Annotated in this window: 13 protein-coding genes; all 13 read left to right on the forward strand. The window is 71.2% G+C overall.

Translation table 11 applies throughout. The features are described 5' to 3' along the window. Window positions 1-5: 5 nt before the first annotated feature. The 13 genes from coaBC (at window position 6) to ACT3SQ_RS06985 (ending at window position 16,364) form a co-directional block, all read left to right on the forward strand. Window positions 6-1,271 (forward strand): bifunctional phosphopantothenoylcysteine decarboxylase/phosphopantothenate--cysteine ligase CoaBC, encoded by a 1,266-nt coding sequence (gene coaBC / locus ACT3SQ_RS06925; RefSeq protein WP_442331795.1) that lies wholly within the window; start codon window positions 6-8, stop codon window positions 1,269-1,271. A gap of 5 nt (window positions 1,272-1,276) precedes the next feature. After that, window positions 1,277-2,485 carry a methionine adenosyltransferase gene (gene metK, locus ACT3SQ_RS06930; protein WP_442331796.1) on the forward strand — a complete coding sequence of 403 codons (1,209 nt, stop codon included), beginning with the start codon at window positions 1,277-1,279 and terminating at the stop codon, window positions 2,483-2,485. Continuing rightward, window positions 2,482-2,898 (forward strand): phosphoribosyl-AMP cyclohydrolase, encoded by a 417-nt coding sequence (gene hisI / locus ACT3SQ_RS06935; protein ID WP_444600981.1) that lies wholly within the window; start codon window positions 2,482-2,484, stop codon window positions 2,896-2,898. The genes metK and hisI overlap by 4 nt, the downstream gene beginning before the upstream one ends. Beyond that, entirely contained in the window at window positions 2,891-4,516 is a 1,626-nt protein-coding gene (locus ACT3SQ_RS06940) for an anthranilate synthase component I (RefSeq protein WP_441444080.1), read from the forward strand. Before hisI ends, ACT3SQ_RS06940 begins: the two co-directional genes overlap by 8 nt. Further along, window positions 4,513-5,214 (forward strand): Trp biosynthesis-associated membrane protein, encoded by a 702-nt coding sequence (locus ACT3SQ_RS06945; RefSeq protein ID WP_441444079.1) that lies wholly within the window; start codon window positions 4,513-4,515, stop codon window positions 5,212-5,214. The genes ACT3SQ_RS06940 and ACT3SQ_RS06945 overlap by 4 nt, the downstream gene beginning before the upstream one ends. Before the next feature lie 111 nt (window positions 5,215-5,325). After that, a complete protein-coding gene (locus ACT3SQ_RS06950; protein WP_441444078.1) occupies window positions 5,326-5,670 on the forward strand; it encodes an HGxxPAAW family protein in 345 nt (114 codons plus the stop codon). Window positions 5,671-5,702: 32 nt separating this feature from the next. Next, window positions 5,703-6,134, forward strand: a complete 432-nt coding sequence (locus ACT3SQ_RS06955) for a DUF2752 domain-containing protein (protein ID WP_441444077.1) — start codon at window positions 5,703-5,705, stop codon at window positions 6,132-6,134. 76 nt (window positions 6,135-6,210) lie between these two features. Continuing rightward, a complete protein-coding gene (gene trpC, locus ACT3SQ_RS06960; protein ID WP_441444076.1) occupies window positions 6,211-7,044 on the forward strand; it encodes an indole-3-glycerol phosphate synthase TrpC in 834 nt (277 codons plus the stop codon). Further along, complete coding sequence (gene trpB / locus ACT3SQ_RS06965; protein ID WP_441444075.1) at window positions 7,041-8,384, forward strand: tryptophan synthase subunit beta; 1,344 nt, start codon at window positions 7,041-7,043, stop codon at window positions 8,382-8,384. The genes trpC and trpB overlap by 4 nt, the downstream gene beginning before the upstream one ends. Beyond that, complete coding sequence (gene trpA, locus ACT3SQ_RS06970; RefSeq protein WP_441444074.1) at window positions 8,381-9,208, forward strand: tryptophan synthase subunit alpha; 828 nt, start codon at window positions 8,381-8,383, stop codon at window positions 9,206-9,208. The genes trpB and trpA overlap by 4 nt, the downstream gene beginning before the upstream one ends. Before the next feature lie 60 nt (window positions 9,209-9,268). Continuing rightward, window positions 9,269-10,198 (forward strand): prolipoprotein diacylglyceryl transferase, encoded by a 930-nt coding sequence (gene lgt, locus ACT3SQ_RS06975; protein ID WP_441444073.1) that lies wholly within the window; start codon window positions 9,269-9,271, stop codon window positions 10,196-10,198. A gap of 117 nt (window positions 10,199-10,315) precedes the next feature. Further along, a complete protein-coding gene (gltB, locus tag ACT3SQ_RS06980; RefSeq protein WP_441444072.1) occupies window positions 10,316-14,893 on the forward strand; it encodes a glutamate synthase large subunit in 4,578 nt (1,525 codons plus the stop codon). Then, window positions 14,886-16,364 (forward strand): glutamate synthase subunit beta, encoded by a 1,479-nt coding sequence (locus tag ACT3SQ_RS06985; protein WP_441444071.1) that lies wholly within the window; start codon window positions 14,886-14,888, stop codon window positions 16,362-16,364. The genes gltB and ACT3SQ_RS06985 overlap by 8 nt, the downstream gene beginning before the upstream one ends. Window positions 16,365-16,414 lie beyond the last annotated feature (50 nt).

A 16,414-nucleotide genomic window follows, 5' to 3' on the forward strand; every position in this document is an offset into this window, starting at 1 on the left:
AACCGATGAGCATCCTGTCGCGCCCCCTCGCCGGGGCCCGCGTCCTGATCGGAGTCGGCGGCGGCATCGCCGCATACAAGACCGCGCACCTGGTGCGCGGTCTTGTCGGCGAAGGGGCGGACGTCCGCGTCCTCCCCACTCCCGCCTCCCTCGAATTCGTCGGGGCGGCGACCTGGGAGGCGCTCAGCCACCATCCGGTGCTCACCTCGGTCTTCGAGGACGTCGACGAGGTCGCGCACGTGCGCTTCGGCCAGGAGGCCGACCTGGTGGTGATCGCCCCTGCCACCGCAGATCTGCTCGCACGGATGCGGATGGGTCGTGCCGATGACCTGCTGACCGCCTCATTGCTGGTGACGCGTGCGCCCGTGGTGGTCGCGCCCGCGATGCACACCGAGATGTGGGAGCACCCCTCGACCCGCGAGAACGTGGCAGTGCTGCGCGCACGCGGCGTCACCGTGATCGAGCCCGCCGTCGGCCGCCTCACCGGCCCGGATTCCGGGCCCGGCCGGCTCCCGGAGCCGGCGGCGATCCTCGAGGCCGCGAGAGCGGCGATCACGGCCCCGCGCGACCAGCACGGAGCCGTGCGAAGGGACCTCAGCGGCCGCGAGCTGCTGATCACCGCCGGCGGCACCCGCGAGGATCTCGACCCGGTGCGCTTCCTCGCTAACCACTCCTCGGGCAAGCAGGGCTGGGCCCTCGCGCATGCGGCCCTCGTCCGCGGCGCCCGGGTGCGCCTGGTCGCCGCCAACGTCGACCTCGACACCCCGCCCGGTGCCGAACGTTTCGATGTGGGCAGCGCCGCCGAGCTCGCGAGCGTCGTCGCGGCGCATCGAGGTGAGGTGGATGCGCTGGTGATGGCCGCAGCAGTGGCCGATTTCACCGCTGCCGCGCGCGCGGACGCGAAGATCAAGAAGGACGACGGCGATGACGAGTCCGTGCCGGCCATCGCCCTGCGCCGCACCGAGGACATCCTGCGTCACAGTGTGCTCGACCGCGCAGACTCCCAGCGGCCCGCGATCGTCGGCTTCGCGGCCGAGACTGGCGGCGACGGCTCCACGGCTCTCGACCTGGCGCGCGCCAAAGCGCGACGCAAGGGCGCGGACCTGCTGGTCTTCAACGACATCAGCACCGGAGTGTTCGGCGCGCCCGACAACTCCGTGCGCATTCTCGACCGCGACGGTCAGGAAGTTGCCCGTGCCGAGGGCAGCAAGACCGCCGTCGCCCACGCGGTGCTCGACGAACTCGTCACCGCCCTCCCGGAAGTACCCTGATCCTCATGACCTCCAGCGAGCTGCGCACCTTCACGTCCGAATCGGTCACCGAAGGGCACCCAGACAAGATCTGCGACCAGATCTCCGACGCGATCCTCGACGATCTGCTGGCCCAGGACCGCGATGCGCGCGTCGCGGTGGAGACGCTGGTCACCACCGGGCTCGTCCACGTCGCCGGGGAGGTCCGCACCTCCGGATACAGCGACGTCTCGACGATCGTGCGCAATGTGATCCGGGAGATCGGCTACGACTCCTCCGAGAAGGGCTTCGACGCCGATTCCTGCGGTGTGCAGGTCTCGATCGGCGCGCAGTCCCCGGACATCGCCCAGGGTGTCGACAACTCGCTCGAAGCTCGCGGTGATTCCACGGCAGAGGCCTTCGCGCGGCTCGGCGCCGGAGACCAGGGACTGATGTTCGGCTACGCCTGCCGGGACACCCCGGAGCTGATGCCGCTGCCGATCCACGCCGCGCACCGCCTGACCCGCAACCTCTCGACCGCTCGCCGCGACGGGGTGCTGCCCTACCTCCGCCCCGACGGGAAGACCCAGGTCTCGATCGGCTACGACGAGGACGGCGTGGCCCGCAGCGTCGAGGCGATCGTGGTCTCCACTCAGCACAGCGAGGAGGTCGACCTGCTCACCCAGCTGGCACCGGCGATCTCCAAGGTTGTCATCGCCCCGGTGCTCGAGGATCTCGAAGCGCTGGGCCTGGACACCACGGATGTCACCACCCACATCAACCCCTCCGGCCGCTTCGTGCTCGGCGGGCCCAAGGGCGATGCGGGTCTGACCGGCCGCAAGATCATCGTGGACACCTACGGCGGGATGGCCCGGCACGGCGGGGGCGCGTTCTCCGGCAAGGACCCCTCGAAGGTCGACCGCTCCGGTGCCTACGCCATGCGCTGGATCGCGAAGAACATCGTCGCCGCCGGTCTCGCGGACCGCTGCGAGGTGCAGGTCGCCTACGCGATCGGGGTCGCCGAGCCGGTGGGTCTGTACGTCGAGACCTTCGGCACCGGCCACGCTCCCTCGCACCAGATCGCCGCTGCGGTGCGGAAGGTCTTCGATCTGCGCCCCGCCGCCCTGATCGACGCTCTGGACCTGCTGCGTCCGATCTACTCGCTGACCTCGGTGCACGGCCACTTCGGCCGTGAGCTGCCGGAGTTCACCTGGGAACGTGCCGACCGTGCCGAGGAGCTGGAGCGCGCACTGTGAGCACCGCTGATCGCGCCTCCGCTGACGGTGCCCTGCCCGTCTCCGGTCTCGACCGCGCCCTCGCCTCCCGCCTCAAGCGGGACGTCGACGGCCTGCTGACCGCTGTGGTGCAGGACGCCACCGACCAGCGGGTGCTGATGGTGGGCTGGATGGATGACGAGGCGCTGCACCGCACCCTCAGCACCGGCCGCGTCACCTACTGGTCCCGTTCCCGCGGGGAGTACTGGCGCAAGGGCGACACCAGCGGTCACGTCCAGTGGGTCCGCTCCGTCGCGCTGGACTGCGACGCCGATACCCTGCTGATCCGGGTGGACCAGGTCGGCGCGGCCTGCCATCGCGGGACCGACACCTGCTTCGACGGCGGCGATCTCGATGCCGTCGTCCTCGACCCCACGGAGCGCAGGCATGACTGACCTTCCCCTGACCGGCCCGGGCACCGACGGTACTGCCGAGCCCGCCGAGCCCGTCCGCGCGGCTGCCTATCCGGAGCAGGTCGGCGGCCGGGAGGGGGACGCGCTCGGCGTGATCACCCCGGACCGGGCGACCTTCCGTGAGCTCGCCGCCCGGCAGCGGGTAGTGCCGCTCAGCGTCCGCCTGCTGGCCGATGAGGACACCCCGGTCTCGCTCTACCGTCGGCTCACCGCCGATGGTGACACCCGTGGCACTTTCCTGCTCGAATCGGCAGGCGAGGGAGAGGCATCGCGGTACTCGATCATCGGCACCAGGGCGCGCGCCGTCCTCACCGAGCGCGACGGCGAGGCGCACTGGCGCGGCGACGTCCCGGCCGGGGTCCCCACCGCGGGCAGCCCGGTGGAGGCGCTGCGTGCGGTCACCAGCGCCTTCCACGCCGCCCGGCAGCCGCATCTGCCGCCATTCTCGGGTGGGCTGGTCGGCTTCATCGCCTACGACGCCGTGCGGCACTGGGAGAAGCTGGACGCCTCCCCACCGGACGAGATCGGGTTGCCGGACCTCTCGATGTTGCTCGCCCAGGACGTGGTGGTCCATGACGCCCATGACTCGACCGTGGTGCTGGTCGCCAACGCCCTGAACCTCAACGCCACGGCCGACGGGGTCGACGCCGCCTACGACGACGCGCTCGCGAGGCTCGAGAGGATGCGCGAACGGCTGCGCACCCCGGTGAGCACCGGGCCGATCGTCTATGACGCGTTGCGCGAGCTCGAGCCCAAGGCCCGCACCTCCCAGCTCGAGTACGAGCGGGCCGTCCACGAGGCCGTCCAGGACATCATCGACGGCGAGATCTTCCAGGTGGTGCCCTCGCAGCGGTTCTCGCTGCCGGTCTCCGCCGACCCGCTGGACGTGTACCGCGTGCTGCGGCGGATGAACCCCAGCCCGTACATGTACCTGCTGCGGACCGTCGACGCCGAGGGCGAGCCGATCGACGTGGTCGGAGCCAGCCCCGAATCCTTGGTGACGGTGCGCGGGACCACCGCCACCACCCACCCGATCGCGGGCTCGCGTCCGCGCGGCGCGACGCCGGAGGAGGACGAGCGCCTGGGCAGCGAACTGCTCGCCGACCCGAAGGAACGCTCCGAGCACCTGATGCTGGTCGACCTCGCCCGCAATGATCTGCAGAAGTTCTGCGCCCCGGGCACCGTGGTGGTGCGCGACTTCATGCACATCCAGCGCTTCTCCCACATCCAGCACATCGTCTCCACCGTCACCGGCCATCTGCGCGAGGGTGCACTGGCCTATGACGCGCTGCGCGCGACCTTCCCGGCCGGGACCCTCTCCGGTGCGCCGAAGCCCTCGGCGATGCGGATCATCGACCGCCTGGAGCCCGTGCGACGCGGCGTCTACGGAGGCACCGTCGGTTACATCGACTTCGCCGGTGACATGGACATGGCGATCGCGATCCGGACCGCGGTGATCAAGGACGGCACCGCTCACGTCCAGGCCGGTGGGGGAGTGGTCGCAGATTCCGACGCGACCATGGAGCACCGCGAGACCCAGTCCAAGGCCGCCGCCGCGCTGCGGGCCGCGGCCTCGGCCGAGACCCTCCGCCCGGCATGAGCGAGCAGCCCCCGGCCCGGCACCCTGCCCGCCTCGGTCGCCGCGCCACCGTGCTCGCCGCGACCGCAGCCTCCGCGCTGCTGGCCGGGGCGACCCGCACCACCTGGATCCACGCCACCGCACCCGATCTGACCGGCACCGCCCAGCAGGTCGAGGTGCTGGGGTCGGAGGCGGCTCCGGCAGTGCTCGCGCTCTCCCTGGCGGCGATCGCGGCCTCCCTCGCCACCTCGCTCTCGTCGGCCTGGCTGCGGTTCCTCACCGGACCGGTGCTGATCGTGACCGGCGTGGGAGCGGCCTTCGCCGCCTTCTCTGCGGCGCAGGCCCCGCAGGACGCCGCGGGCTCCGCAGTGGCTTCCGCGACCGGGGTGCTGGGAGCCGCGGTGCAGGCAGAGGCGACCTCCTGGCCGCTGCTGACCCTGATCCCGGCTCTCGCCGTCGCCGTGATCGGCGTGCTCGTACTCGTGGTCGGCCGGTCCTGGCCGACCGGCAGCCGTTATCGCAGCGCGGCACTGGCGGCGCCTGTGCGTCGCGGTGATCCCGCCGAGGACCCTGCCGCAGCGTGGGACGCGCTCACCCGCGGTGAGGACCCGAGCCTCAGCAGCGGTGAGGTGGACAGCGAGGACACCGCTCGCGGTGAGGGCGAGGGCGAGGACCGTCCCGAACCTCCCGTTCAGGGGCGGCCCGGCACTGCCGGGTGATCCTCCTCACCGGATGCGACGGGGCCTCGCGCCACGCCGCGGACCGGGCGCCTCGGACGGCGGATGACGTGGCACAATGGCCCCGACCGGGACCCTGACTGGAGAAGGATCATGCCGAAGACCTACGCTGTGCCGCCGCCCCCTCATCACAACGAGGGCAAGACCGTTGCGGGCTGGACCATGAACCTCGGCATCGTCCTCGGTTCGATCCCCATCGCGGCCGGCATGATCCTGTCGGACATGACGATTCTGATCTGGATCGGCGCCGGCATCATCGTGCTGGCCATCGTGGTCGGTGTTGTGCTCTCCCTGGCCGGGCTCGGCCAGCCCCGCGGCTACAGCCAGCTCTCCGCCGAGGTCACCGCCGATGGCGGCGCGAACGCGCGGGGACATGTGCCCGCCGATGGCGGCACCAACGCACGGGGCAATGTGCCCGCCGAGGCCGACGCCAGGTGATCGACGCGGCGAGGAGTGGGCACGGCGGCGCCGTGCTCCACGCTCCCGCCCGCAGCCCTCGTCGGGCTCTCCTGCCGCTCGCGATCGGCATCGGCGGCGTGGCCGTCGCGGCCGGGGTGCAGCTGGTCTTCGACCCGTTCCGCACCCACATCCCGCTGTGCATCCTGAATCACCTCACGGGGCTGGAGTGCCCCGGCTGCGGAGCGATCCGTGCCGTGCACTCCCTGCTCGCCGGTGATCTGTTGCTCGCGTTGCGGAGCAATGCGCTGGTGACCATTGCGATCCCTCTGGTCGCGGCCGGGCTCCTGACCTGGGCGGTGCGTCGTGCCCGAGGACTGCGCACCGACCTGATGCCCTCGAAGCCGGTGCTGCTGGGTCTGGTCGGCATCGCAGTCCTGTTCGCGGTGCTGAGGAACCTGCCAGCTTTCTGGTTCCTCGCCCCGATCTCCTTCGTCGGCGGCTGACCCCGCCCGCCGGCCACCCTTGCGGAACCCGCGGCACAGCGTGCCGTACCGCTCCGACCTGCTGCAGGAGGCATGCGTGACCACCACCGGAACCGTCCTCGATGAGATCATCGACGGCGTGCGCGAGGACCTCGCGCCGCGTCGCGCCGCCGTGCCCGATGTCGAGATCCAGCGCCTGGCCAGGGCTGCCGGTCCGGCTCTGGATGCCCGGGCGAGCCTGCGCGGTGATGGCACCACTATGGGCCTGATCGCCGAGGTCAAGCGTGCCAGCCCCTCCAAGGGAGCTCTCGCCGAGATCCCGGAGCCGGCCGAGCTCGCCGCCGTCTATGCCCGCGCAGGCGCCTCCGCGATCAGTGTGCTCACCGAACAGCGCCGCTTCCGCGGAACCCTCGCCGATCTCGATGCGGTCCGTGCCCGGGTCGAGGTGCCCGTGCTGCGCAAAGACTTCGTGGTCGAGCCGTACCAGGTGTTCGAGGCCCGTGCCCACGGTGCCGACCTGGTGCTGCTGATCGTGGCCGCCCTCGACGACGCCCAGCTGCGCGAGCTGTACGAGCTCATCATGGAGCTCGGCATGCAGGCGCTGGTGGAGGTCCACACCGACCAGGAGCTGGACCGTGCACTCGCGCTCGGAGCGGACATCATCGGAGTCAACGCCCGCAACCTCAAGGACCTCAGCGTCGACCTCGGGCGGGCCGCGGACCTGCTGCGCCGCATCCCGGCGGGGCCGCTCGCGATCGGTGAGTCCGCCGTCCTCTCGGTGGCGGACGTCGAGGCCTACGCCGCCGCCGGCGCCGACGCGGTGCTGGTCGGCGAAGCGCTCGTCACCTCGGGAGACCCGGCCGCTGCAGTGACGTCGTACCGCCAGGTGGCCCGTCGCGGCCGCCCCCTCACGGAAGGAGCTCAGGCATGAGCAGCCCCGACCACGAACGTTCCCTCTCCGAACGAGTCGTCACCGACCTCACGCGCCCGCTCTCCGAGCTGCGCTCCGAGGCGGGTCCCTACTTCGGTGATTTCGGTGGCCGCTTCCTGCCCGAGGCGCTGGTGCCCGCCCTCGATGAGCTCACCGAGATGTACGAGAAGGCGATCATCGACCCCGAGTTCATCGCCGAGCTGCAGCACCTCGCCGCCGAATACACCGGGCGGCCCTCCCTGCTCTCCGAGGCGCCGCGCTTCTCCCAGCTCGCCGGCGGTGCCCGCATCCTGCTCAAGCGCGAGGACCTCAACCACACCGGCAGCCACAAGATCAACAACGTCCTCGGGCAGGCGCTGCTGACCAAGCGCATGGGCAAGACGCGGGTGATCGCCGAGACCGGTGCCGGCCAGCACGGGGTCGCAACGGCCACCGCAGCAGCGCTGTTCGGCCTCGACTGCACCATCTACATGGGCGGCGAGGACACCGAGCGCCAGGCGCTCAACGTCGCACGGATGCGCCTGCTGGGTGCGGAGGTGATCGCTGTCGAGCAGGGTTCACGCACCCTCAAGGACGCGATCAACGAGGCATTCCGCGACTGGGTCGCGAACGTCGAGACCACCCACTACCTGCTGGGCACCGTCGCCGGCCCGCACCCTTTCCCGGCCATGGTGCGCGACTTCCACCGCATCATCGGCGAGGAGGCCCGGGCGCAGACCCTCGAGCGGGTGGGCCGCCTGCCCGACGCGGTGGTCGCCTGCGTGGGCGGCGGCTCCAACGCGATGGGGATCTTCCACGCCTTCCTCGACGACACCGACCCGCTGGTGCGCCTGATCGGCTGCGAGGCCGGCGGCGACGGGATCTCCACCGGTCGCCACTCCGCGACCATCACCGGCGGCACCCCCGGCGTGCTCCACGGAGCCCGCAGCTTCGTGATGCAGGACGAGGACGGCCAGACGATCCCCTCCCACTCGGTCTCCGCTGGCCTGGACTATCCCAGCGTCGGCCCCGAGCACGCCTGGCTGGCGGACATCGGCCGCGCCGAGTACCGCGCGATCGACGACGGCCCCGCCATGGAGGCCTTCGCCCTGCTGTCCATGACCGAGGGCATCATGCCCGCGATCGAGTCCGCCCACGCCCTGGCCGGTGCGCTGGTGCTGGGCCGTGAGCTCGGCGAGGACGCCGTCATCCTGGTGAGCCTCTCCGGCCGCGGGGACAAGGACGTGGACACCGCCTCGCGCTGGTTCGGCCTGGTCGGGGACGAGCCCGCCCGCGCCGATCTGTCCGCGCTGCGCGCTGCGGCCCGTGAGACCACCGACCCGGCAGAGGAGTCCCGATGACCACCGCTGAGAACCACCGCCTGCGCGCAGACGAGGTCCTGGACCGCGCCCGCGCCGAGAACCGGGCCGCGCTGATCGCCTACCTCCCCGTCGGCTTCCCGGATCTGGAGCGCTCGATCGAGGCCGCGCGGATCCTCATCGACCACGGCGCCGACATGATCGAGCTGGGACTGCCCTATTCCGATCCGGTCATGGACGGAGCGGTCATCCAGGAGGCCGCCGCCGCCGCACTCGAGGGCGGGACCCGCACCCGCCACGTGCTCCAGGCCGTCGAGGCGCTCTCCGGCCGCGGCGCCGCGATCCTCGTGATGAGCTACTGGAACCCGATCCTCGCCTACGGGCCCGACGCCTTCGCCCGCGATCTCGCCGCAGCCGGCGGCGCCGGCGTGATCACCCCGGATCTGATCCCCGATGAAGGCGCGGACTGGATCGCCGCGAGCGAGAAGCACGGCGTGGACCGGGTGTTCCTGGTCGCGCCCAGCTCGCCCCGTGATCGGCTCGAGCATGTGGTCTCGCACACCCGGGGCTTCGTGTACGCAGCGAGCACCATGGGCGTGACCGGAACCCGCGCGAGCGTCTCCGCAGCGACGGAGGGCCTGGTCGAGCGCACTCGCGCGGCCGGCGCGAAGAACGTCTGCGTGGGACTCGGCGTCTCGAACGGTGAACAGGCCTCCCAGGTCGGCGCGTACGCTGATGGAGTTATCGTCGGGTCCGCGTTCGTCCGTGCCCTGCTCGAGAACCAGGACGACGACGCCGCAGCCCGCACCGCGCTCGCGGCCGTGGCCGATGACCTCCGCGCCGGCGTCGAACGCGCCCGCGCGTGACCGCCAGCGAATGACCTGAAGCCCCGATAGCCCGATGAGCCGAGAACAGGAGATGCCGCGATGATCCCCAGCTCTCCGATCTCTGCGCTCTCCCTCGGCCCGCTGACGATCCACTTCTACGCCCTGTGCATCCTCTCCGGGATCGCGGTGGCGATGTGGTGGGCGACCAAGCGCTGGGAGAAGCGCGGCGGAGACGGCGACACGCTGTTCGACATCATCTTCGTCGCGGTGATCGCCGGCATCATCGGCTCCCGCATCTGGCACGTGCTCACCTCGCCGGCGCCCTTCTTCGGACCCGACGGCGACCCGCTCGCGGTGCTCTACATCTGGCAGGGCGGACTCGCCATCTACGGCGGAGTCGCCGGTGGTGCGCTGGCAGTGTGGATCATGGCGAAGGTGAAGGGCGTCTCCTTCACCGCCCTGGCCGACACCGTCGCCCCCACCCTGATGATCGCCCAGGCGCTGGGACGCACCGGGAACTGGTTCAACCAGGAGCTCTACGGCCCGCCGCTGAACGCCTGGTGGGCCTGGGACGTCACCTGCGTGACCAACGGACAGACCATCGGCGGCTGCGTGCCCGGCACCTACCACCCCACCTTCCTGTATGAGCAGCTGTGGCTCCTCGCCGGCCTGGCCGTGCTGCTGCTGCTCAGCCGCCGCTACCAGTGGGCCGGCGGCAGGATCTTCTGGGCCTACGTCGCGATCTACTCCACCGGTCGCGCCTGGATCGACGCGATCCGCTCCGAGCCGGTGCTGATGATCGGCCCGCTGCGCATCCACACCGTGGTCGCGATCGTGATGGCGCTGGTGGGCGTCGCCATGTTCCTCCTGCTCACCCATCGCAAGCAGCAGCGTGGGGGAGAGGTCGTCGCCGCGGACGGTTCCTTCGAGCTGCCCGCGCAGACGGCGGGCAACGGCCCTGACGAGGACGAGACGGAGAAGTCCGGCACGCCTCCGTCCCCAGCCACGGATCCCTCACCCGGACCGTAGGCACCGCACCCCCGAGCGACGCAGATCGCCAGGACGGGTGGCGAGCCCCGGCACCGGGTGCTCTTCGAATCCGACGAACCCGTCACTGGCCGCCCACTCCGAAGGGCTCTCTGCGTCATGCTCCCGCTCACCTCCCGTTTCTCGTCCTTCCCCGGCCCGCAGGGCCTCTACCACCCCGACTCCGAGGTCGACTCGTGCGGCGTGGCGATGATCGCCACCCTCCGCGAGCCCGGACACCACATCGTCGAGCACGCCCTCACGGCGCTGCGCAACCTCGACCACCGCGGCGCAGTCGGCGCCGAGGAGAACACCGGCGACGGCACCGGCATCATCCTCCAGCTGCCGGACGCCTTCCTGCGCGAGGTCAGCGGGCTCGACCTGCCGCCCGCGGGCTCCTACGCCGCGGGCACCGCCTTCGTGCCGCGCGACGCCGCGGGCCGGGCCGAGGTCCTCGGCGCCGTCGAGCGGATCTCCGCGGAGGAGGGGCTGCAGCTCCTGGGCATCCGCGAGGTCCCCACCACCGACGGGCTCGTCGGCCCCTCGGCGGAGGCCGTGCGGCCGGACATGGTCCAGGTCTTCCTCGCCGATGCGGCCGAGGCGCGCAACGGGCTGGACCTCGAGCGGGCCGCCTTCGCGGTGCGGCGCCGGGTCGAGCACGCCACCGCCGGGTACTTCCCCTCCCTCTCCACGCGAGTGATGGTCTACAAGGGCATGCTCACGCCCTTCCAGCTCGACGAGTTCTACCCGGACCTGCGCGATCCCCGCCTGGCCACCCGGATCGCCGTCGTGCACTCGAGGTTCTCCACGAACACCTTCCCGGCCTGGCCGCTCGCCCAGCCGTTCCGCACCCTCGCGCACAACGGCGAGATCAACACCGTGATCGGCAACCGCAACCGGCTCCGTGCGGCCGAGGGGTCGATGGTCACCGGTGCCTTCGGCGAGGACTTCGCCCGCCTGCTGCCGGTGAACACCCCTGGAGCCTCGGACTCGGCGAGCCTCGACGAGGCGCTCGAGCTGCTCCACCTCAGCGGCCGCTCCCTCGTGCACTCCCTCATGATGCTCATCCCCGAGCCGTGGGAGAACGACGAGTCGATGGACCCGGACCTGCGAGCCTTCTACGAGTTCCATGCCGCGCTCCAGGAGCCATGGGACGGCCCGGCCGCGGCCGTCTTCACCGACGGCACCCGGGTGGGCGCGCGTCTGGACCGCAACGGGCTGCGTCCCCTGCGCTACTGGGTGATGGAGGACGACCTGGTGGTGCTCGGCTCGGAGACGGGTCTGGTGGACCTGCCGCGCAGCGGCGTGGTGCGCACCGGCCGCGTCGCGCCGGGGGAGATCTTCCTGCTCGATCTCGAGCGCGGCGAGATCGTGCCCAGCGAGGAGATCACCCGCGAGGTCGCCACCGAGCACCCGTACCGCACCTGGGTGCGCGAGCAGAAGGTCTCCCTCTCCGAGCTTCCCGAGCGCGAGCACATCACCCACTCCCGCGCTTCCGTGGTGCGCCGCCAGCAGACCTTCGGCTACACCGAGGAGGAGCTGCGCATCCTGCTCGCGCCGATGGCGTCTATGGGCGCCGAGCCGCTCGGTGCGATGGGCACGGACACCCCCATCGCCGTGCTCTCGGAGCGTCCGCGTCTCCTGTTCGACTACTTCACCCAGATGTTCGCGCAGGTGACGAACCCGCCCCTGGACTCCCTGCGCGAGGAGATCGTGACCTCTCTGGGCGTGACGCTCGGTCGCTCACGCAACCTGCTGGACGCGACCCCGCAGCATGCCCGCCAGCTGTCCCTCGACTTCCCGATCCTCGACAACGACGAGCTCGCGAAGATCATCGCGATCGACGCGAACCCGGACACCGCCGACTTCCACACCGTGCGCCTGCGCGGCCTGTACCCCGTGGGAGGCGGCACCGCGGCGCTCGAGCTGCGCCTGCACGAGATCTGTGAGGAGGCGGGCCGCGCGATCGACGAGGGCGCCACCTTCCTGGTGCTCTCGGACCGCGATGCGAACCAGGTCCTCGCCCCGATCCCGTCCCTCCTGCTCACCAGCGCGGTCCAGCACCACCTGGTGCGCACCGGGCGGCGCACCTCTGCGGCGCTGCTGGTCGAGGCGGGCGATGTGCGCGAGGTCCACCATGCCGCGCTGCTGATCGGCTACGGCGCGAGCGCGATCAACCCCTATCTCGCGATGGAGAGCGTCGAGGAGCTCGTCGAGCGCGGCGTGATCAGCGACGTGACCCCCGAGAAGGCGGTCGCGAACCTCAACAAGGCCCTCGGCAAGGGCGTCCTGAAGATCATGTCCAAGATGGGCATCGCGACGGTCGCCTCGTACCGCGGCGCGCAGATCTTCGAGGCTGTCGGTCTCGCCCACGACCTTGTGGAGGAGTGGTTCTCCGGCACCATCAGCCGGATCGGCGGCATCACGCTCGACGTGATCGCTCAGGAGAACGCGGCCCGCCACGCACTCGCCTACCCGGTGGACGGCCAGCGCCCCGCGCACCGCAGCCTCCCCGTGGGCGGCGAGTACCAGTGGCGTCGCGAGGGCGAGCCGCACCTGTTCACCCCCGAGGCGGTCTTCCGTCTCCAGCACTCCACGCGCACCCGTCAGTACGAGGAGTTCCGCCGCTACACCGACGAGGTCGACGACCAGCACGAGCGGTTGATGACCATCCGCGGCCTGCTGCGCCTGCGCACCGGGGCCCTGGAGCCGGTGCCGCTGACGGAGGTGGAGGGGGTCGACGCGATCACCCGTCGCTTCATGACCGGCGCGATGAGCTACGGCTCGATCTCCCAGGAGGCTCACGAGACGCTCGCGATCGCGATGAATCAGCTCGGCGGCATGTCCAACAGCGGCGAGGGCGGCGAGGACCCCGAGCGCCTGCGCGACCCGGAGCGCCGCAGCGCGATCAAGCAGATCGCTTCGGGCCGCTTCGGCGTCACCAGCGAGTACCTCACCTTCGCCAAGGACATCCAGATCAAGATCGCCCAGGGCGCCAAGCCCGGTGAGGGCGGGCAGCTGCCGCCGGAGAAGGTGTACCCGTGGATCGCCCGCACCCGGCACTCCACGCCCGGCATCGGGCTGATCTCCCCGCCGCCGCACCACGACATCTACTCGATCGAGGACCTGGCCCAGCTGATCCACGACGCGAAGTCCGCGAACCCGGCTGCGCGCGTTCACGTCAAGCTGGTCTCCCGCTTCGGCGTGGGCACGGTCGCGTCGGGCGTCTCCAAGGCGCATGCGGATGTCGTGCTGATCTCCGGCCATGACGGCGGCACCGGCGCGAGTCCGCTGAACTCGCTCAAGCACGCGGGCACCCCGTGGGAGCTGGGCCTCGCCGAGACGCAGCAGACTCTGCTGCTGAACGGCCTGCGGGACCGGATCACGGTGCAGGTCGACGGCCAGCTGAAGACCGGCCGTGACGTCGTGATCGCCGCATTGCTGGGCGCAGAGGAGTACGGCTTCGCCTCGGCCCCGCTGGTCGTCTCCGGCTGCGTCATGATGCGCGTCTGCCACCTGGACACCTGCCCCGTGGGCGTCGCCACCCAGAACCCGGAGCTGCGCGCACGCTTCACTGGGAAGGCGGAGCATGTGGTGACCTTCTTCCGCTTCATCGCCGAGCAGGTGCGCGAGCACCTGGCGGCCCTGGGACTGCGCTCCCTCGACGAGGCGATCGGTCGCAGCGACCTGCTTGCCCTGGCCGAGGGTGGGCATGCCGGCACCGCGCTCGGCGCCGCCAAGCGGGAGGGACTGGACCTCGCGGCGATCCTCGCCGCGCCGACCATCCACGAGGGGGACTTCCCCCGTCGTCGACGTGGCCAGGACCATCACCTGGACCGTGCTCCCGACCATTCCTGGATCGCGCAGGCCGACGCCGTGATCGAGGGGATCGAGCGCTCGATCTGCCTCCGCGACACGCTCCGCAACGTGCAGCGCAGCGCCGGCACCCTGCTCGGTCATGAGGTCACGCGCCGCACCGGCGGCGACGGGCTCCCCGACGACTCGATCGTGCTCGATCTCGACGGCACCGGCGGGCAGTCCTTCGGCGCCTTCCTGCCGCGAGGCATCAGCATGCATCTGACCGGGGACGCCAACGACTACGTCGGCAAGGGCCTCTCGGGCGGGATCATCGCTGTGGGCCACGGTGCCGGGACCTCGCCGTCGCTGACCTCCGCACCGATCGCGGGGAACACCTGCGCCTACGGAGCGACCAGCGGCCGTCTGCTGCTGGCCGGCGCGGCAGGGGAACGGTTCGGGGTGCGCAACTCCGGAGCCACCCTCGTGGTCGAGGGCATCGGCGACCACGGCGCGGAGTACATGACCGGCGGTGCGGTGCTGGTGCTGGGCCCGACGGGACGCAACCTCGGCGCCGGGATGAGCGGCGGCACGCTGTTCGTGCTGGATCTGGATCCCAGCCGCCTGAATCCGGCCGACGCCGCCGGCTTCGAGCTCAGCGCCGTCAAGGACGAGCACCGCGAGTTCGTGCTTGAGGCGGTGCGTGATCACGCCGCGCGCACCGGCTCCGACCGGGCGGCCGCGCTGCTCGCGGACGAGGAGGAGCTGTTCGGTCGGCTCACCGAGATCGCGCCGCGCGCCTTCCTCACCATCACCGCGCTCCGTGAGGATGCGGTGGCCCGGGGCAACGACCCCGATGCGAACGATGTCTGGAACGAGATACTGGAGGCCACCCATGGCTGATCCCCGCGGATTCCTGCGCTACCGAGACCGTGAGCTGCCGGCCCGCCGGCCCGTGCCGTTGCGACTGATGGACTGGCGCGAGGTGTACGAGGCTCGTGAGAAGGGCACCCTCGACGTCGTCTCCCGCCAGGCCGGGCGCTGCATGAACTGCGGCATCCCCTTCTGCCACCAGGGCTGCCCGCTGGGCAACCTGATCCCCGAGTGGAACGACCTGGTCTACCGGGAGGATTGGCGGGAGGCGAGCGAGCGCCTGCACGCCACCAACAACTTCCCGGAGTTCACCGGCCGCGCCTGCCCGGCGCCGTGCGAGTCCAGCTGCGTGCTGGGCATCAACCAGCCACCGGTGACGATCAAGAACATCGAGCTCTCGATCGTCGAGCGGGCCTTCGAGGAGGGCTGGCTCGATCCGGTCGAGCCCACCCGCCAGACCGGCCGCTCGGTCGCCGTCGTCGGCTCGGGCCCTGCGGGCCTGGCCGCCGCTCAGCAGCTCACCCGGGCCGGTCACTCCGTGGTGGTGCTCGAGCGCGACGACCGCCTCGGCGGCCTCATGCGCTACGGCATCCCCGAGTTCAAGCTCGAGAAGCGCTTCGTGGACCGACGCCTTCAGCAGATGCGCGCCGAGGGCACCCGCTTCCGCACCGGTATCGACGTGGGCGGCACGGGGGAGGGCGCCTTGAGCGTCGAGGAGCTCCGCTCCCGCTTCGACGCAGTGGTGCTCGCCACCGGTGCGAGCGTCCCGCGCGAGCTCACCGTCCCCGGCCGCGAGGCCACTGGCATCCACCCGGCGATGGAATACCTCACCCAGGCGAACCGTTTGGTGGAGGGGGACTGGATCGAGGATCCGCTCTCGGCCGAGGGCAAGGACGTCGTGATCATCGGCGGCGGCGATACCGGCGCCGACTGCCTGGGCACCGCCCTGCGGCAGGGGGCCCGCTCGGTGACGACCCTCGCGATCGGCACCCAGCCGCCGTCCGCGCGGGACGAGCGCCAGCCCTGGCCCATCCACCCGGTCCTGTTCGAGGTGTCCACCGCGCACGAGGAGGGCGGCGACCGCTCCTATCTCGCCTCGACCACCGGCTTCGAGGTCGACTCCGAGGGCGCGGTCAGCGGGCTCGAGGTCGCACGCACCCGCTTCGTCGACGGCACCCGCGTGCCCACCCCGGACACCGCGACGGTGCTGCCCGCCACGCTCGTGCTGATCGCCATGGGCTTCACCGGTGCCAGTGAGGAGGGGCTGCTCACCACGCTGGGAGTGGACATCACCTCACGCGGCAACATCGTGCACGATGCCGACTGGGCCACCAGTGTGGACGGGGTGTTCACCGCGGGGGACTGCGCACGCGGTCAGAGCCTCATCGTGTGGGCGATCGCGGAGGGTCGCTCATGCGCCGCAGCGGTGGATGAGCACCTGATGGGGGTCACGTCCCTGCCACAGCCCGTGCGCCCCGGCGAGAAGCCTGTCACAGTATGAAAGACTAGGGTTCGACACGCGATGCTGCGGCCCTTGGGCAGCGCACGCGC

The sequence above is a fragment of the Brachybacterium sp. AOP42-C2-15 genome, from assembly GCF_052377065.1.
Classification (GTDB): domain Bacteria; phylum Actinomycetota; class Actinomycetes; order Actinomycetales; family Dermabacteraceae; genus Brachybacterium.